Origin of the sequence: Flavobacterium sp., assembly GCF_044377315.1 — a bacterium.
Classification (GTDB): domain Bacteria; phylum Bacteroidota; class Bacteroidia; order Flavobacteriales; family Flavobacteriaceae; genus Flavobacterium.
In genome coordinates, this window is the sequence record NZ_JBILJG010000014.1 from 1 (window position 1) to 18,703 (window position 18,703).

At 31.7% G+C, this 18,703-nt stretch carries 21 protein-coding genes; 9 read left to right on the top strand and 12 right to left on the bottom strand.

Annotated features, from left to right (window positions below):
* Window positions 1–889, bottom strand: an 889-nt coding sequence (locus ACIQ66_RS05905; RefSeq protein WP_396211868.1) for a signal recognition particle protein, incomplete at its 3' end; no start/stop codon positions are given.
* Window positions 890–1,112: 223 nt separating this feature from the next.
* Here ACIQ66_RS05905 and ACIQ66_RS05910 point away from each other — a divergent pair.
* The 6 genes from ACIQ66_RS05910 to ACIQ66_RS05935 are packed head-to-tail and all read left to right on the top strand — an operon-like array spanning window position 1,113 to window position 4,592.
* Window positions 1,113–1,625, top strand: coding sequence for an ankyrin repeat domain-containing protein (locus ACIQ66_RS05910; protein WP_396211869.1), 513 nt, complete (start codon window positions 1,113–1,115; stop codon window positions 1,623–1,625).
* Window positions 1,626–1,632: 7 nt separating this feature from the next.
* The gene (locus ACIQ66_RS05915) at window positions 1,633–2,409 is read left to right on the top strand and encodes a T9SS type A sorting domain-containing protein (RefSeq protein ID WP_396211870.1); all 777 of its coding nucleotides are present in this window, start codon (window positions 1,633–1,635) and stop codon (window positions 2,407–2,409) included.
* Window positions 2,410–2,415: 6 nt separating this feature from the next.
* Entirely contained in the window at window positions 2,416–2,805 is a 390-nt protein-coding gene (locus ACIQ66_RS05920; RefSeq protein WP_396211871.1) for a hypothetical protein, read from the top strand.
* 4 nt (window positions 2,806–2,809) lie between these two features.
* Window positions 2,810–3,670: a DUF5777 family beta-barrel protein gene (locus ACIQ66_RS05925; protein ID WP_396211872.1), complete on the top strand. Its 861-nt coding sequence runs from the start codon at window positions 2,810–2,812 to the stop codon at window positions 3,668–3,670.
* Window positions 3,671–3,682: 12 nt separating this feature from the next.
* Window positions 3,683–4,042: a hypothetical protein gene (locus ACIQ66_RS05930; RefSeq protein ID WP_396211873.1), complete on the top strand. Its 360-nt coding sequence runs from the start codon at window positions 3,683–3,685 to the stop codon at window positions 4,040–4,042.
* 10 nt (window positions 4,043–4,052) lie between these two features.
* The gene (locus ACIQ66_RS05935) at window positions 4,053–4,592 is read left to right on the top strand and encodes a YceI family protein (RefSeq protein ID WP_396211874.1); all 540 of its coding nucleotides are present in this window, start codon (window positions 4,053–4,055) and stop codon (window positions 4,590–4,592) included.
* On the opposite strand, the gene ACIQ66_RS05940 is transcribed toward ACIQ66_RS05935, so the two are convergent.
* From ACIQ66_RS05940 to mnmA, 5 genes are all read right to left on the bottom strand, one after another.
* Complete coding sequence (locus ACIQ66_RS05940) at window positions 4,593–6,083, bottom strand: hypothetical protein (protein WP_396211875.1); 1,491 nt, start codon at window positions 6,081–6,083, stop codon at window positions 4,593–4,595.
* A gap of 107 nt (window positions 6,084–6,190) precedes the next feature.
* On the bottom strand, window positions 6,191–6,613 hold the full coding sequence (locus ACIQ66_RS05945; protein ID WP_396211876.1) for a hypothetical protein: 423 nt from the start codon (window positions 6,611–6,613) through the stop codon (window positions 6,191–6,193).
* Between the two features lie 10 nt (window positions 6,614–6,623).
* Window positions 6,624–7,562: an NAD(P)H-dependent flavin oxidoreductase gene (locus ACIQ66_RS05950; protein ID WP_396211877.1), complete on the bottom strand. Its 939-nt coding sequence runs from the start codon at window positions 7,560–7,562 to the stop codon at window positions 6,624–6,626.
* Between the two features lie 2 nt (window positions 7,563–7,564).
* Window positions 7,565–9,184 (bottom strand): S8 family serine peptidase, encoded by a 1,620-nt coding sequence (locus ACIQ66_RS05955; RefSeq protein ID WP_396211878.1) that lies wholly within the window; start codon window positions 9,182–9,184, stop codon window positions 7,565–7,567.
* A 25-nt stretch (window positions 9,185–9,209) separates the two neighbouring features.
* Window positions 9,210–10,397 carry a tRNA 2-thiouridine(34) synthase MnmA gene (mnmA, locus tag ACIQ66_RS05960; protein ID WP_396211879.1) on the bottom strand — a complete coding sequence of 396 codons (1,188 nt, stop codon included), beginning with the start codon at window positions 10,395–10,397 and terminating at the stop codon, window positions 9,210–9,212.
* A gap of 124 nt (window positions 10,398–10,521) precedes the next feature.
* Here mnmA and ACIQ66_RS05965 point away from each other — a divergent pair, with 124 nt between their 5' ends.
* Window positions 10,522–10,704 (top strand): hypothetical protein, encoded by a 183-nt coding sequence (locus tag ACIQ66_RS05965; protein ID WP_396211880.1) that lies wholly within the window; start codon window positions 10,522–10,524, stop codon window positions 10,702–10,704.
* On the top strand, window positions 10,701–11,174 hold the full coding sequence (locus ACIQ66_RS05970; protein ID WP_396211881.1) for a nucleotidyltransferase: 474 nt from the start codon (window positions 10,701–10,703) through the stop codon (window positions 11,172–11,174). The genes ACIQ66_RS05965 and ACIQ66_RS05970 overlap by 4 nt, the downstream gene beginning before the upstream one ends.
* Window positions 11,175–11,222: 48 nt before the next feature.
* On the opposite strand, the gene ACIQ66_RS05975 is transcribed toward ACIQ66_RS05970, so the two are convergent.
* On the bottom strand, window positions 11,223–12,071 hold the full coding sequence (locus ACIQ66_RS05975; RefSeq protein ID WP_396211882.1) for a choice-of-anchor J domain-containing protein: 849 nt from the start codon (window positions 12,069–12,071) through the stop codon (window positions 11,223–11,225).
* Window positions 12,072–12,118: 47 nt separating this feature from the next.
* The gene (locus ACIQ66_RS05980) at window positions 12,119–12,820 is read right to left on the bottom strand and encodes a toxin-antitoxin system YwqK family antitoxin (RefSeq protein ID WP_396211883.1); all 702 of its coding nucleotides are present in this window, start codon (window positions 12,818–12,820) and stop codon (window positions 12,119–12,121) included.
* A gap of 343 nt (window positions 12,821–13,163) precedes the next feature.
* On the opposite strand from ACIQ66_RS05980, the gene ACIQ66_RS05985 reads away from it, so the two are divergent.
* Complete coding sequence (locus ACIQ66_RS05985; RefSeq protein WP_396211884.1) at window positions 13,164–14,198, top strand: fasciclin domain-containing protein; 1,035 nt, start codon at window positions 13,164–13,166, stop codon at window positions 14,196–14,198.
* Between the two features lie 59 nt (window positions 14,199–14,257).
* Here the strand turns inward: ACIQ66_RS05985 and yidC are convergent, their stop codons facing one another.
* The 4 genes from yidC to ACIQ66_RS06005 all read right to left on the bottom strand — a co-directional run bounded on the left by yidC (window position 14,258) and on the right by ACIQ66_RS06005 (window position 18,692).
* The gene (gene yidC, locus ACIQ66_RS05990; RefSeq protein WP_396211885.1) at window positions 14,258–16,153 is read right to left on the bottom strand and encodes a membrane protein insertase YidC; all 1,896 of its coding nucleotides are present in this window, start codon (window positions 16,151–16,153) and stop codon (window positions 14,258–14,260) included.
* 223 nt (window positions 16,154–16,376) lie between these two features.
* The gene (locus tag ACIQ66_RS05995) at window positions 16,377–17,987 is read right to left on the bottom strand and encodes a CTP synthase (RefSeq protein WP_396211886.1); all 1,611 of its coding nucleotides are present in this window, start codon (window positions 17,985–17,987) and stop codon (window positions 16,377–16,379) included.
* 102 nt (window positions 17,988–18,089) lie between these two features.
* Entirely contained in the window at window positions 18,090–18,329 is a 240-nt protein-coding gene (locus ACIQ66_RS06000; protein ID WP_396211887.1) for a DUF3820 family protein, read from the bottom strand.
* Window positions 18,330–18,338: 9 nt separating this feature from the next.
* A complete protein-coding gene (locus ACIQ66_RS06005) occupies window positions 18,339–18,692 on the bottom strand; it encodes a DUF805 domain-containing protein (protein WP_396211888.1) in 354 nt (117 codons plus the stop codon).
* Window positions 18,693–18,703: the final 11 nt, after the last annotated feature.

The window sequence follows — 18,703 nt, forward strand, 5'->3', positions numbered from 1 at the left end:
CCATTCCAAGAATACGTTCTGCCATACGATTTGGATAGAAAACATCGATAGCATCCATTTTTTCACCAGTTCCGACAAACTTAATTGGTTTATTTACAACCGATTTGATAGTAATAGCAGCTCCACCTCGAGTATCACCATCTAATTTGGTAAGGATAACTCCATCAAAATTTAATATATCGTTAAAGGCTTTAGCTGTATTCACTGCATCTTGCCCTGTCATTGCATCCACAACAAATAAAGTTTCCTGCGGCTGAATGGCTTTGTGAACATTGGCAATTTCGGTCATCATCTCTTCGTCAACAGCCAAACGACCAGCTGTATCGACAATCACGACATTAAAACCGTTAGCTTTTGCGTAAGCTATTGCTTTTAGAGAAATATCAACTGGGTTTTTATTTTCGGGTTCAGAGTAAACCTCAACACCTATTTGATCACCTACAACATGTAACTGATTAATCGCCGCCGGACGGTAAATATCACAAGCTACTAAAAGTGGTTTTTTGTTCTTTTTAGTTTTTAGATAATTGGCTAATTTTCCTGAAAAAGTAGTTTTACCCGAACCTTGTAAACCCGACATCAAAATTACAGTTGGATTTCCAGAAAGGTTTATTCCTGCTGCATCACCACCCATTAATTCGGTTAATTCGTCTTTAACCAATTTAACCATTAATTGTCCTGGTTGCAATGTTGTTAATACATCTTGACCAATTGCTTTTTCTTTTACTCTTGTGGTAAAATCTTTGGCAATTTTAAAATTTACATCGGCATCTAACAAGGCGCGACGCACTTCTTTGAGAGTATCAGCTACATTTACTTCGGTAATTTTTCCGTGACCTTTTAGTATATGAAAGGCTTTATCTAATTTATCGCTTAAATTATTGAACATAATTAATTGGAGTTTCTAAAAAATTAAAGTGCAAATTTAAGCATTTGAAATTGAAGTTTAAATAGATTTAAATAAAATTTAAAATTGAAACAAAACAACTAGAATTTCAATCTTAATTTATTACAATAAAAAATCTTGTCACAAGGTTGACAAAAAGTTAAAAATCAATTTTTTTTACAGTATTTTTGATTTTAATTATTTACATTTGTTGAAAATAAGAAAAATGATTCGTTTTATATTAGTCTTTTTAATCTTTATACCCAATTGTTTTGCACAGCAAAAATCTATTTTTGATTTAGCTCGAAGTGGAACATTACAAGAAATTGAACTGCTTTACACAGAAAATAAAAATTGTATAAACGAAATTAATGAATACGGATTTAGTCCCTTAATTTTGGCCTGTTACAAAGGAAATACAGAAGTTGCCAAATTCTTAATTGAAAAAAAATCAAATCTCGATTATGTTTCTGACGAAGGAACAGCGTTGATGGCATCGGTTGTAAGAGGAAAAAATGAATTGGTAAAATTGTTGTTAGAAAATGGTGCCAATACCAATTTAACCAATTTAGAAGGAACAACAGCCTTAATGTATGCAACTCAGTTTAAAAATGTAGAATTAGTAAAACTACTTTTGCAACACAAAGCAGATAAAACGATAGTAAACAAGGACCAAAAAACAGCTTTTGAATTTGCTGTTTTTAGTAATAATGACGAAATAATTAACTTACTAAAATAAATAACTTATGAAAAAAATTACTTTATTATCATTATTAATATTGAGTTCTTTAGGTTTTGCTCAGACTAAATCGACTGGTGTTGTTACTCTAACTACTGGCATTACCGCAAATTTAACATTAAATAACACAACATCTAAAGCAACCTTGGTACTAGCTGTTCCTTCTGACAGATGGTTTGCTCTTCAATTTGGATCTTTTACCGATGAAGAAGGTATGTTATCGGGTCAAGATGTTGTTTATACTAATGCTACAACTCTTATAGATGCCAAACATAATGGTATTAATAATGCTCCAACTGCTGAACCAACTAATAACTGGACTGTTTTGTCAGATACTACAGTTGGAACGACTAGAACAATAACTGCCGAAAGAAATTTTTCTACTGGTGATGTTAACGATTATACTTTTAATTATGCAGACACTTCAATTGACTTTGCATGGGCTAGAAGAAGTTCTGCTGGATATACAATAAATAATCATGGGACAAACAACCGTGGTTTCCAACTTGACAGAACATTTACAATACTTGGCGTAGAAGATTTCTCTTTGAATGCTTCTTCTGTTTATCCAAATCCTTCTAATGGAACATTTACAGTTTCAAGTAAAACCAACTTGACAGAAATAAACATATATAGTCAAACAGGTGCTTTGGTAAAAACTATCAACGTAGAAGATAGCTCAGAAAAAGCAGAAGTAATTGTAAACGGATTACAATCTGGAGTTTATTTAATTGAGCTAAAAAATGATTCTGACAAATCTTGGAAGAAAGTTATTGTAAACTAACAAAATATGACCAAAAAAACTAAACTAGTTTTAGCATCAATCCTTAGTTTAGGATTGGTGCTTTTTGTTTCTTATAAAATTATGTTGACATCTGGTGCAAGAGATTTAGAAACTGAAAAAACGGAGTTTACTGTTTCAACAAAAGAAATCGTTAATGAATTTGCTACCGACACAAGTGCCACAACTAAATATTTGAATAAAGCCATAGAAATAAAAGGTGTTGTAACTCAAATAGAAGACAAACAGCTTATTCTTGATGGCGTTGTAATTTGCGCAATGAAAAAGGCAGTAACACCCGAAAATAAAGACAAAAAAATCACCGTAAAAGGCAGATTTTTGGGTTATGATGACCTTATGGGAGAACTTAAGTTAGACGAATGTTCCATTATTAAATAAATTTATGAAAGTTACTAAAATACTATTTTGTCTATTATTCTTATCATTTGGAGTTACTTACGCCCAAGATGATTTGCTAAACGAACTAGATTCTGCCAGTTCAAACAAAAAAGAAATTGAAATTGCTGCCTTTAAAGGAATGCAAATTTGTACTATGCAATCGACCAAATTAGCTGCTAAAGGCGAATGGTACTTTGTAGTTTCACACAGATTTGGAGATTTAACAAACGGTTTAGATAATTTCTTTGGGTTGGATAATGCTTACACAAAATTGGGTGGTCTATACGGCGCAACAAATTGGCTAACACTAGGAGCAGCAAGACATACTTATAACAAAACCTATGAACTTACAGCCAAATACAAGCTTATAAACCAAGAAGTAAACGGTTTTCCTGTTACAATTGTCGGATTCAACTCAATGGATATTAACACGTTTCTTTCTAAAGATTTATACCCTGGATTATCAGACAGTAATAGATTGGCTTATACTTCTCAACTTATAGTTTCAAGAAAATTTTCTAATTCATTATCGTTAGAACTAAATCCTCTTTGGGTTCACAAAAATTTATACGATGAAGCATCAGAAAAAAGAGATCAGTTTTTGCTAGCGGCTGGTGGTAGATATAAAGTTTCAAAAAGAATAAGCCTAAACATGGAATATGCAGCTAGAATAAGTCAACCAAACGTCAAAACCTTTCAAAACCCGTTAACAGTTGGTATGGATATTGAAACAGGTGGTCACGTTTTTCAAATGGTTTTCTCTAATAGTCAAGCTATGAATGATGTAGCCTATTTTACCAATGCTCTTGGAAAATGGGATGATAAAGGCATCTTTTTTGGATTTAATATGTACCGTGTTTTTTAATTTTTTATTACTATGAAATTTATATCTAATTATATAGCAACTTTTATTGTTTTACTAGTTTTTACTTCTTGTGAATCCAATACCTATTCTGAAATTGAAGGCAATAAAGTAATTACCAATCCAACCTATCAAAAAGACATTAAACCTATAATTGATGCCGCCTGTATCAGTTGTCATAATAATGGCACAGGAATTGGTGGTTTTTCACTATTAACTTATGAAGAGGTAAAAGATTCATCGGAATCAGGAAGTTTAATTTTCCGAATTGAAAGTGCTACAGGAACATTATCAATGCCATTAAACGGACCAAAATTAAGTCAATCAAAAATAGATCTGATTAAACTTTGGAAAGCAAATAACTATCCTAATTAAAATTACTAGTATGAAAAAGTCAACAATCCTTTTTGTTCTTTTACTATCTGCTGTGACTGCTTTTTCACAAAAATTAAACACGCGATCAGGCGAAATAAAATTTGAAGCATCAATGCCTGCTCTAGAAGAAGTTGCAGCAAAAACCAATAGTGCCTCATGTGTTTTAGACCAATCTACGGGTGATATTGCAGCATTAGTTTTAGTAAAATCATTCAAATTTAAAGTTCCATTGATGGAAGAACATTTTAATGAAAACTATATTGAATCGTCAAAATTTCCTAAAGCGACTTTTAAAGGTAAAATTGCTAATTATGATAAGTCTAAAACTGGAAAAGCAACTTACGATTTAGAAGGTGATTTGACAATTCATGGTGTTACTAAAAAAGTTAAAACAAAAATTACAACTGAAACTAAAAGTGGAAAAGTAGAAGCTAAAAGTAGTTTTTCGATAAAAGCCGAAGATTATAATATTGAAATCCCGAATTTAGTAAAGAATAAAATTGCCAAAAATATAACTATTGATTGCTTCTTTTCTTTAGCAGCAAAATAACTAATTTATAATTTCAAATAGCTCAATCGTATAGCGAACTTTACCATCATTGGTGGTTATTATTTCTTCTTCAAAAGGATAATATAAGGTATTGATAGCTTTTAGCAGATACTTGGTGTTTGGTTTTGCTTTCAGAATAAATTCTGTTTTATTGCTTGACACCATTTCTGCTACTTTTATACCTTTCATATCTAACAAAACAACGTTTGTATTTGTCAATGGATTTTTGGTGTTTTTATCAATAACGTTTCCTTGTACAAAGAAATTCATTTCATTCTTTGTTCTTTTGAACGAATACAAATTTGTATTACCATTTTCTCTATTAGATGTCATATAGCCAGTATCTGTGGCATTAGAATTACTAAATCCAAAATCATCCCAATTACTATTTATAGTTCCGCCAAGATTTAGTACATTTTGATAGGCTTCTCCAAAAACATCACAGGAGTATATATCAAGTCCGCCCATTCCTTGATGCCCATTGGATGAAAAGTACAATAGTGAATTGTTATCTGAAATAAAAGGATATTTTTCGTCTTGAATTGTGTTTACACCATTACCTAAATTTACTGGATTGCCATAAGATCCATCACTATTAATGGTTACATAAAAAATATCAAACCCACCTACTGAACCTTCTCTATTGCTTGAAAAATAAAGCCTTTTGCCATCGCGACTCAAATTTGGGTTTTCTGTAGAAGACTTTTTATCACAAAATGGAAGTTTTTTTCCTTTAGTCCAAATACCATTAACTAATTCTGATTTATAAATTGATTTTGTAGCAAAATGAATTGAACTAGCTTTTGCTTTCTTATCTTCTGTTCTACAAAAATACACCACTTTACCATCGTATGAAAAAGTTGGATTAGTTTCATGTAATTTAGAATTTAATTCTTTAGAAAAAGATTTAGAGTCAATAATTAAACCAATTTTATTAATATCAGCAATAACCAAATCATAATTAGACCCAACATTTCCGGAATAATTGGGTGTTGAAACTTTTTTAACAGAAGCATAAATTACTTGATTATCAAAAGATTTCACACCAAAATCGCCATTAGCATTACTTTTTGACATCATTTGAATATCATAAGCATACGGAACAAGTGATTTTAGATTGAATAAAAAATTTGGAGTGATTATATTGTATTTCAAGTACAAGCTCATAATGGGATCAGACTTGGTATAATCACCCGTTTTCATCAATGCTTGAGCGTAATTGAAATAATTTTGAGGTTGAAGAGAATCTCCATAAGAAGTTACTAATTTTGAATAAACTACAATCGCTTCCTCAAGCTGATTTGAATACATCAAACAATCTGCTAGATTAGACAAGACAGTGTAAGATTCATTTAACTTTTTATACTCAATAGCAGCTTCATTATATTGCTTATTAATAAACAATTTATCTGCTCTTTTTGAATTACTATCTTGAGAAAATCCTTGAAAAGTAAAACAAACTAGTAAAAGAAAAGTGTAAAATATCTTCATTTGCTTTTTGTGGTAAAAATCATCTATAATATTACTGAAAACCAACCTTGAATAGTATTTAATTTACATTTGTTACCAACAAAATTATTAACACAAATTAAATACAATTATTTGTCTTTCTCAAGAAAGTTTTCGATATTATAAACCACAATTACATTATCTTGATTAATGTATAATTGCTTGCGATTTTCTTGTTTTTTTCGGGTAATTATAGAAATTGTAAAGGGAAGTTTGTCATTGTCTTCGCATACAAAATTGTAAATTATATCATCCTCATTTTCAATTTTTTCTGAATATTCAAGAATGTTATATAACTGAACTTCTTGTGAGTAAACAATAATTCTATTCTTGTTAGTATCAAGAGAAATAATAATTTTAGCCTTTTCCATATCAGACCATTTTCCCCATTTTCCTTTTTGATTTTTTTCCATTACACTAAAACCTGTTGTAATAAATTTATAGGTTTGTGCACTTCCTATTTGAATTATGAAAAGAAAAAAAATGGTAAATACTAAATATTTAATCTTCATTTGTTTTATTTTAAATTTCTGGAAAATTATTTTTTGTCAAATTAAATTCGGTTATCATGTCGTCTATTATTTCTTTTACAGGTTTAATTTCATTTATCAATCCAGCTATTTGTCCTATTTCCAGTTCACCTTCAATTAAATCACCTTCAAACATTCCTTTTTTGGCTCTTGCTCTTCCTAACAATGTTTTTAATTCTTCTGTTGTTGGACATTTTGCATAAAGTTCTTGTAAATCATTAAAAAATTTATTTTTGATTAATCGAACTGGTGCTAATTCTTTCAAAGTTACCAAGGTATCACCTTCTTGCGCTTCAACTATTGTTTTTTTAAAATTAGCATGAGCCGAAGATTCAACAGAAGCTGCAAAACGACTTCCTACTTGAACGCCATTTGCTCCTAGTACCATAGCTGCTAACATTCCTTTACCAGTTGCAATTCCGCCAGCTGCAATCAATGGAATAGAAATTTTTTCTTTCACCATAGGAATTAAGGTAAATGTTGTTGTTTCTTCTCTTCCATTATGTCCGCCTGCTTCAAATCCTTCTGCTACGACAGCATCAACACCTGCTTCTTGCGCTTTTAGAGCAAATTTTGAACTACTTACAACATGTACAACAATTATATCTTTTTCTTTGAGATATGTTGTCCAAGTTTTAGGATTTCCTGCCGAAGTAAAGATAATTTTAACGCCTTCATCAATGCAAATTTGTAAAATTTCTTCAACATTAGGATACAACATTGGGATATTTACTCCAAAAGGTTTATTGGTTGCTTTTTTACATTTTTGAATATGTTCACGCAAAACATCAGGATACATTGAACCTGCTCCTATTAAACCCAAACCACCAGCATTACTTACAGCACTTGCTAATTTGTATCCACTATTCCATATCATTCCACCTTGAATAATTGGATATTGTATATTGAAAAGTTGCGTGATTTTATTCATTTCTACTTCTTGCTTATTTTTCCAGTTTTAGAAAAATTATTGGCTTCAATTTTATAAATATAAACTCCTGATTCTAATTCTTCTAATGAAATTTTCGAGTTGTTATTTGAAAGCTTATTTTCTAAAACATTTTGTCCTAAAGAATTATAAACAGAAATTGAAGCATTTTCGATAGAATAAGGAAATTGAATTGTTATAAAATCAGTTACAGGATTTGGATAAATATTAAAATCTTTTGATTCATTTGAAATAAAACCCAAAGTTCCATTTATAAGTGCTTGATTAAAGTTTGGAATTCCATATCCTTTTTCATAATCAGGATTAGAATATTGGCTTGAAGATTGTTTTATTAACTGAATTAATTCTGCATTTGTTTTAGATGGTAAGGCTTGCCATAAACTCGCTACCATTCCAGCAGTAATAGGACTAGAAAAAGAAGTTCCATTTGCAGTTGCAATAGTTCCATTTGTATTAGACAAAACACTTGCAACACCTTGAGCAGCAACATCTGGCTTAATATAACTACTTGTTTCAAAACCCCGTGAACTAAACCCTGCAATAGCACCTGAGGCATTAACAGCGCCAACTGTAAGTGCATTTACGGCATCTGCAGGCGAAGAAACATAAAACCAAGGACTGTTTCCGGAGTTTCCAGCAGAATTTACTGAAATAATACCTCTTGAAAAAGCAGCATTTACGCCACGAGTACTAAAGTTTGTAAATCCATTCATATCAGTATATGTATGATTATAAGCCGGATTGTCAAATTCTGTATAACCTAATGAAGTATTAAAAATATCAACTCCTAATCTATCGGCTTCTTCGGCAGCTTCAACCCATAAAGATTCTTCTAATGGCTCTTCGTTTGCATCATCTTCTGTTATAAACAAATAATAAGCTGCATCTGGAGCAGTTCCAACTAATTGACCATCAACATAACCGCCCATTGTTGATAAAACCATTGTTCCGTGTGAAATACCAGCATAAAAATTGGGGTTGCGGTTTACATAATCATATCCTCCAAGAATTTTATTATTATTTCTCAATCTTGCAAAAGGAGCAGCTGTATCAACTCCAGGAAAACCACCATCCATAACGGCAATTATTTTTCCTTGACCTGTATAATTTTGTTGATGCAACAAATGTCCATTCAACATTTGAATTTGATTAGCCGAAGTTCCGTAGTTGAAATTTACTAATGTCTCCATAGTTTTATTTACCTTTCTTTTTTCGACTTGTGTTGAATTAGCTCCAGGTCTATTAAAGTTTACATTAGCATAATCAATAGAACTTACAAAAGCCAAATTAGAAAGCGCTTGTATATTTTGCAATGAATTTCCTCTTACGTGAACACAATTCATCCATTTTGACTTTGCTAAAACTGTAATTCCAGTCGATGCTTCCACTTGATTAATATAGGGTTGATGCACAGGAACATCCATAATATCTAATGCTATTCCTTGAGTAGTTCTTCTATCTAAAGAACGTTGAGTAAGCATTGTTAACGGATTATCTAAAAAAGATTGTGCATTAGGTTTTCCATTAAAATAAACCCAAGCATCTTCTTGAGCTATTGCTGAAAAACTTACTATAAGTAAACTAAAAAGTACATATTTTTTCATATTTTCTGTTTTTTGGTTTGTAAATTTATGAAATTACTCCCGAACCAACTAATTCGTCTTCACTATTCCATGCAACGAATTGCCCTTCGGTGATTGCTGATTGTGGCTCTTTAAATAAAACATAAAGTCCTGATTCAAATTGATATAAAGTAGCTTTTTGCAACTCTTGTCGGTAACGAATTCGTGCCATTACTTCCATTTTTTCACCATTTTTTAAAGCTAAATCTTCACGAATCCAATGAATTTCTGACGGTTGCACTCGCAATGCTTTTCTGAATAACCCTGGATGATTATGACCTTGACCTGTATAAATTGTATTAGTCTGAACATCGGTAGCTATAATAAATAACGCTTCTTTTGTTCCACCAACATTCAAACCTTTTCGTTGACCAATTGTGAAATAATGCGCTCCTTGATGTTTACCCACAACTTTTCCCATTTGAGGACTGTATTTAATTGGTGTTGATTTAAAAACTATTTCTTCTTCTAACGAATTGAAAATTGGTTTTTCTTTTGAATATAAAGCATCACTAGCGTCGATCTCAATTATATTTCCTTCTTTTGGTTGTAATTGTTGTTGTAAAAATTCGGGTAAACGTACTTTACCAATAAAGCATAAACCTTGCGAATCTTTCTTTTCGGCTGTGACCAAATCAAGTTTAGTCGCAATTTCACGAACTTCAGGTTTAGTCAACTCACCTATTGGAAATAGTGATTTACTTAATTGTTCTTGAGACAATTGGCAAAGAAAATACGATTGGTCTTTGTTACCATCTTTACCGGCTAGTAACTGAAATATTTGTTTGCCGTCTTTTTCGATGATTCCTTTTCGGCAATAATGTCCTGTTGCCACATAATCTGCGCCAAGGCTTAATGCAATTTTCATAAAAACATCAAATTTTATTTCGCGGTTGCACAAAACATCAGGATTGGGAGTTCTTCCTTTTTCATATTCGGAGAACATATAATCTACAATTTTTTCTTTGTATTGTTCGCTTAAATCAACCGTTTGAAATGGAATTCCGAGTTTTTCGGCTACTAAAAGTGCGTCGTTACTATCTTCAAGCCAAGGACATTCGTTAGAAATTGTCACGGAATCATCATGCCAATTCTTCATAAAAAGCCCGATTACTTCATAACCTTGCTCTTTTAAAAGATAAGCAGCCACGCTCGAATCTACTCCGCCCGAAAGTCCAACGATAACTCGTTTCATTATTTAAGTATTATATTTAATGAGCAAAGTTACTCAGATAAAAATTAATTTTTGCACTTTTATGATTTTCTTAAAACAAAGTAGATGAATAAAAAAATAGTATCTTTGAATAAATTAAAATCAAATGAAACTTATTTTTCAAACAAAAGAAGAAAGTAATGCTAAGCAAAGGGAAGCGTTTTTAAAACTTTCTGGAGCAGAAAGACTTGTCGCTTTTTTTGAATTATCTAGAAAAATAAATAAATTTCCGTTAAAAGTTAAAGTTGATAAAACAATTGGAAACTTTATTATTGAAAAAAAGAAATGAAAATCTGGGAAGAAAATATTGATAATTTTATTCGACTTTCAAATATTCATGGTGTAAAAATGTTGATGGTTGGCGGAGCAGCAGTGAACTTTCATGGCTACCAAAGACATTCCGCAGATGTCGATTTCTGGATTGACACAACCTTAGAAAATTTCAAAAAGTTGATTTTCGTTTTCACTGAAATGGGCTATGAAATTGATGATTTTCCTGAAGATGTCAAAAATAAATTACAAAACATATCAATAAAATTTTCACCCATTGATTTGAATTTAGAACTTATAACCAACTTTTCAGTAAATAAAACTTTTGATGAAGCTCATGCAGATGCTGATGAAATGATAATTAACAATAATAAGTTTATGCGTTGCCGAATATTATCATTTGAAGATTTAATCACCAGCAAAGTAAAGGCTAATCGCCCAAAAGATTTACTTGATATTCAGCAATTAAGAGAAATTAATTCTAAATAAAAAAAGACTGCAATTAACAGTCTTAGATATATTTGGATAGATTGCATTCTAATTTTTGATTATTTTTTTGGTCAAAGTTTGATTTTCAGAAACTAACTTTAAGAAATAAATTCCATTTGATAAATCAGAAACATTTATTGTAAAATTTGAATCAACATTTAAAGAACTTTCTTTTATAATTCTTCCATTATTTTCAATTAAAACATAGCTTGACAATTTAATATTTTTGAAATTAGAAATTGAAAGAACATCACTAACTGGATTTGGAGAAACCAAAATTGAATCCGCTGAAAAAGATTCAGTACTTAGTGTTATACCTGTAACTTCAATATTATCAATACTTACTAAATTTCCATTTGTATAATTATTAACCCAAGCTAAATAAATAGTTTCACCTGTATAATTGCTCAAATCAATGATGGTTGGAGTTGTTTGCGAAATAGGAATATTAGGATTTGATGTAGAAGTATATAAATTGACAAAACTTGATTTAGCCGTATCTGTACTCGAAATTTTCAAATCAAAATTATCAGCAAAAGGCGGAACATCATGTGCTCTTGCTTTGAATGAAAGCGAAACTGTACCTCCAAAATAAGCAGATAAATCTATAGCTGGTGTAATCATCCAACGATCGGCTGGAGCAACAGATGTAAACCACGAAGTTGAAGATGCTACATAATTTGGAGATTCATTATTCCACTCAATGATTCCCCATGACTCGTTTAGAAAAGTTGCTTGATAAGTTCCAAATGGAGTGTTAGAATCATTATATAAAGTCCAACCTAAAGCATTAAGATTTGTTAATTCAAGAAATTCTTCTGAATAAATTGTAGTTTGAGCTATATTATTTTGGCTTACACCGAAAATTGCAACAATTAGTAGTACTAATTTTTTCATAAACAACATTTTTTTCAAAAATAAGGAAAAAGGTCTCTAAAAAACAACTATTTTTTAGCTTTATTAACTTTTTTTGGATAGCTCATATTTTCTTCACTGACCAATTTTCCTTGTTCATAGAATTGCCACATTCCAACTTTTTTTCCATTTTTGAATTTTCCTTTAGCAACTACATTACCTTCAGGATCACTAAAAATGGCGTCACCATGAAATTCTCCTTTTACATAATTAGATTCTTCTAACAAGATGTCATTTTCAGTGTAGTGCTTGTAGGTTCCTTCCTTTAAACCATTTACATAATTTACTTCTTCTGCAACTTTATTGTTTTTGAAATAAACAGTTTTTTTTCCGTTTAACTTTCCGTTTTTGTAAAACTCTCTTGCCATAATAGAAGGCAAATCTTCATGATAATATAGCCATTCACCTTCATAAACTTTGTTCACTACTTTACCTTCGCTAACTTTATTACTTTTTTGATTGTAAAAAATCGTGTAACAAGAATTATTCTTTTTATTAAATTCTCTAGTTGCTATAACTGTTCCTGCTTTGGTATCATCAAAAAATTTGAAGGTTCCAATTTCTTTTCCGTGTTCAAAAGTTCCTTCATAACGAGGTCTTTTTGATTCTTCGTAAAAACCTTTCCAAACACCATTTTTTAGACCTTTTTCATCTAATTTATTAAAATCATTTTGAGAAAAACTAGCATTTGTAGTTACTAAAAACAATAGAATAATTTTTAAGAATTTCATATCAAAACTTATTTGGTTACTAATTAATAAAACACAATTTTGTGAATTTTAGTATGCAATAATACAACTTTCTTGGTCAAAAAGCATGCCTGTTTTACTAGTCAAATGTTTCTTGACAGAATGTATTTAAATAAAATTTATAATCTGTTTAGCATTAAAACCGATTCTGGATTCAAAAAACTGATTAAAACAAAATAAAACACTAAAAAACAGTCAGTTAAAAAATAAAACATAAGTTAAATTTTTAGTTAAAATTCATTTTGTTTAGTTTTTATTAACAAATATTAAACAAAATGAAATTAATTTAGCAAAAAGTATTACTAACAATAAATAAACAAAAACAATGAAAAAATTAACAAAATTCAGAACATTTGCTTTACTAGCATTTATGGCTTTAGGTTTCACATCATGTAATGATGATGACGATGCTCCCGTTGTAACACCGCCAATGGATAATACGATAACAGGAATTGCATCTAGAACTCCACAATTATCTATTCTAGTGCAAGCTCTTACTAGAGCAGGCTTAGCTGATGATTTACAAAATAGCAACTCTCAACTAACAGCTTTTGCTCCTACTAATGATGCATTTAATGCGTTTTTCCTATCTATTTCGTCAACCACTAATGTAAACAATGTTGATTTACCTACTTTAACAAAAGTTTTATTAAACCATGTTATTGCAAGTGAAATAAAAAGTGCAAATGTACCTGCTGCTGGTTATGTCTCAACTTTATCGCCATTTGGCACGGGAACTAATTCACCGACTATCAGTATGTTTGTTCAAAAAGTTGGTCAAGATGTATTTATTAATGGTGGTACAGCAACAACTGGTGTAAAAGTAACTACTGCAGATGTTGATGCAAGTAATGGAGTTGTACATATAGTAAATAAAGTAATTGCAATACCAACAATAGTTGATCACGTGGTGGCAAATCCTGATTTTGATACTTTACAAGCTGTAGTTACAAGCACAGGTGGTACTTTTGGAGATCAAAGTGCTGTGCTAAACATCCTTTCAGGTATAACAGCTACTGCACCAGCAACCCTTTTTGCCCCTAACAATACAGCATTTACTAATGCAACTACAGGAACTGGGTTTTTAACAGGAGCTAATTTAACAGCTGCTAATGTTACGAAAACTTTACAGTATCATGCTACAACGGCTGATAATGTTAGATCATCAGCATTACAAAATAATCAACCTGTACCAATGATAACAAATCCTGTTCAAAATACAACTGTTATTTTAGGAACTAACACAGTAGATATAAGAGATACTGCTAATAATTTATCTAGAGTATTTCAAGCAGATATACAATGTTCAAATGGTGTAATTCATGGTGTAAACAGCGTATTAAAGCCAGTGTTTAATTAAACTGATTGTTAAGAATATATCTTATAAACTAAAAGAGCTCCTAAATTGGAGCTCTTTTTTTATTTTTTACCTTTTGCTTTTTGAGCTTCGGCTTGTTCCATCGCTTCTCTAAGTCGCTTTTGGAATTTACCTTCTTTTACAGGTTTGGTTTTGTTTTCCTGAATTTGGGCATGAATTTTATCGCTATCTATAAAATATTTTTTGATAACAATCATAATTCCAATTGTAATTAAGTTAGAAATTAAGTTGTATAAACTTAATCCAGAACCGTAATTATTGAAGAAAATCAACATCATTATTGGAGAAAGATAAATCATAATTTTCATTATTTTTCCCATATCTGGCATTCCTTCTTGAGGTGGTTGTGCCATTGCTTGGTCGCCAGAAGTCATTTTCATGTAAAAGAAAATCGCAATAGCTGCCAATAATGCAAACAAACTCACGTGATCTCCATATAACGGAATATTGAAAGGTAATTTTAAAACAGAATCAAAAGAAGACAAATCATCTGCCCATAAAAACCCTTTTTGACGCAACTCCATTGCTGATGGAAAAAACTGAAAGGAAGCATACATAAACGGAAGCTGAATCAATGCAGGAACACAACCAGCCATTGGATTTACTCCAGCTTTGCTATACAACTTCATTGTTTCTTGTTGCTTTTTCATCGGGTCTTTAGCGTATTTTTCACCCAACTCAGCAATTTCTGGTCGCAATACTTTCATTTTTGCTTGAGACAAGAATGATTTAAAAGTAATTGGAGACATCGCTACTTTTATAATTATGGTAAACAAAATAATAGCAATACCTAATCCCATAAATGAACTTAAGAAACCGAATAATGGAATAAATATCAATTTGTTAATCCAACCGAAGACACCCCAACCTAGTGGAACAATGTCTTCGATATTTTTTTCGTATTTGCTTAATAATTTGTAATCTGTTGGTCCGTAATACCAATTCATTTTATAATCTAGTTCACCATTTTTGAATGCTAGAGGCAAAGTTGATTTGAATTGTTTGGTAAAAATAGTATCTTTTTTATCGTCATTTACCAAGTCTGTTGAACTAACTTTTACATCATCAATTGGTGATTGTGTTAGTAAAATAGAAGTAAATAAATGTTGTTTGAAAGCTATGAAAGAGGCTTTTTCTAAAACCTCATCTTCTTGTTTTCCTAGACCAGCGTAATCTACTTTTCCACCATCATGTTGGTAATAAATTTCGGCATAACGATTTTCGTAAGAAATACTTTTCTCGTTGCGATATGATTTTAAATCCCATTGCAAGTCGGCAGGTTTTGCTGTATTTAAAGCTGTATTCAAACCTTGTGAACGCAGGTCAAAATCGACCATGTAATCGTTTGGTTTTAGGGCATATTTGTATTCTAAAAATTCGTTTGCTCCTGTTTTTAATTTCATAGAAAGAACTTGATTTTCGCCTACTTTAGTTAAAGTTGGTTCAAAAAACAAGTCTTTGGTATTAAGAACACGATTGTCTTTGGTATGCAATTCAAGATTAAAGTTAGCGTTGTTGTTTTTTATTAACGAAACCAATTCGCCTGAATTTTTTTTGATTTTATCAAAGTTTTTCAAAGTTGCTTCAGAAATGAAACCACCTTTGTTAGAAATTGTCAATTTTACCAAATCGTTTTCGATGGTTGTTGTTCCTTCTTTAGCTGTTGGTAAAGAAGCTGAGTAAGCAAAACTTCCTAATGTTCCTTGCAGTTTTTGAAGTTTTTCGGTACTTGTTGCTGTAGTATCTGCTACTACAACTGCAGCTTGTTTGGCCAATGCTTCTTTGGCTTTTTGCGCTTTTTGAATTTGTTCTTTTTTAGCTTTTTCGGCAGCAATTTCTTCGGGTTTTGGTTGGTTTTGATACATTATCCAAAGTAATATACCAAAGATTAAAATAAATCCGATAATTGAATTCTTGTCTAACTTCTTTTCTTCCATTATTGTTTTATAATTTATACATCAGTCGTTTGATGGACTGTATTGTTTCATGTTTTTTAAAAAAATGTTCTTAAAAAACGATTATTTAGTAACCAATAGCTCACTGTTTAGCCCTGATTGGAACGGCACCTTGTAGAGCGGAAAGCAGGAATCCTCCTTCGGCGGACAAGAATGGTTTACTGCCATTACTACTGTTTCGCTCCTAACTTTGATAAGTCGGTAACTATTTTTTATTCTTTACCATTGCGGCTACAAAGCTAACAAAAATTAGCTGAGGATTTGCAACGGTACTTTTATATTCAGGATGGTACTGTACGCCGATAAAAAACGGATGATTTGGCAACTCAACAATTTCGACCAAACCAGTGTCTGGGTTGATTCCGGAGCTTATTAAACCCGCGTTTTGCAACTCAGTAGCATATTTATTATTGTACTCATAACGATGACGATGACGCTCGGCTATTTGCGATTTTCCGTAAATTTGTTTTGCCAAACTTCCTTCTTTCAAGTCACATTTCCATGAACCTAGACGCATTGTTCCTCCTTTATCGATAATGGTTTTTTGTTCTTCCATAAGGTCAATAACAGGATTAGTTGTATCAGGATTCATTTCGGTTGAATTGGCATCTTTGTATCCCAAAACTGTTCTGGCGTACTCAATAACTGCCATTTGCATACCTAGACAAATTCCGAAAAACGGCAAATTATTTTCGCGTGCGTAACGAACCGCTTCAATTTTGCCTTCAATCCCTCTTTCGCCAAAACCTGGAGCTACAAGTATTCCATCGAGACCTTTTAGACTTTCTTTTGCCGTTTTGGCGTTGATAGATTCGGAGTGAATGCTTATTACGTTTACTTTGGTTTCATTAGCTGCACCTGCGTGTATGAAAGCTTCTAAAATAGATTTGTACGAATCTTGCAATTCGACATATTTACCAATAAGACCAACGTTTACAGTATGTTTTGGATTTTGCAATCTATTGAGAAAATCGTTCCATTGTGTTAAATCAGGAGTTGATTTTTCTGGAAGATTTAATTTTTTTAATGCCACTACATCTAGACCTTCTTCAAGCATTAAATTTGGTACTTCATATATTGTTTTGGCGTCGATTGATTGAATTACCGCTTCGCGTTTTACATTGCAGAAAAGAGCTAATTTTTGACGTAATTCTTCTGATAAATCATATTCGGTTCGACAAACCAAAATATCAGCTTTGATACCGCTCTCCATCAATGTTTTTACCGAGTGCTGTGTTGGCTTTGTTTTTAATTCGCCAGCTGCAGAAAGATAAGGAACCAATGTTAAATGAATTACGATTCCGTTATTTTCACCTAATTCCCAAACCAATTGACGAACGGATTCGATATAAGGTAGCGACTCTATATCGCCGACAGTTCCGCCGATTTCAGTAATTACTATGTCGAAATCGCCAGATTTGCCTAGTAACTGCATGCGCTCTTTGATTTCGTTGGTAATATGAGGAACAACTTGAACGGTTTTGCCTAAAAACTCTCCACGGCGCTCTTTTTCGATAACCGAAAGATAAACTCTACCAGTTGTAACATTGTTAGCTTGCGAAGTTGGAACGTTTAGAAATCTTTCGTAATGACCTAAATCTAAGTCGGTTTCTGCGCCATCATCGGTGACGAAACATTCTCCGTGTTCGTAAGGATTTAATGTTCCTGGATCGACATTAATGTAGGGATCGAACTTTTGAATAGTTGTTCGATAACCTCTAGCCTGAAGCAATTTTGCTAAAGAAGCTGCAATAATTCCTTTTCCTAAAGAAGAAGTCACACCGCCAGTAACAAAAATGTATTTTGTTTGATTCATTGTTTTTGTTGTTGTGTTGTTGTAAAAAACGATGCAAAAATACGATTTAATTGGTGAATGTACCAATTAGAAAATGAGAATTTTAAAAGAATATAAACTTACTTAAAGTGGTTTTGGATATTGCTTTTTTATATTGCGAACCAGTTCTTCTAAACCGTTTAATCGCAGTTCGTAAACCAATTGTAATTGTTCGCCTAATTTTCCTTTTGGAAGATGATTGTTTTTTATCCACACCAGATAATATTCGGGTAAGTCAATAAGAAAACGCCCCTCGTATTTTCCGAAGGGCATTTTGGTATGTGCAAGTTTTATAAGTTCTTGTTGTTGTGAATTTAGATTCAAAAGAAAATTTTATATTTGTTCACTATTATTACCAATATCGTCAATTTCACTGCTATTTCCTTCACCTTTAGGATTTAACCCATATTCATTTTCTCCATAATCACTTTTGGCAAATAGCATCCAAAAAATATAAAAAGGAATTATTAAATAAAAACCGCTATTTCCTCTATCATGACATCTTTTAGCTCCTTGCGCAAGCATAAACCATAAGACCGGTATAAATAATATTAAAAAAATACCTGAAGAACCAAATGATTCATCCAAAAACTGAATAAAAAGTAGTACTGCAAAGTAAATAATATAACTCAAACCAAATTCGAGTCTTCTAATTCTACCATCAAAAGAAAATGGGTTTTTAAACATAGTTTTTAGTT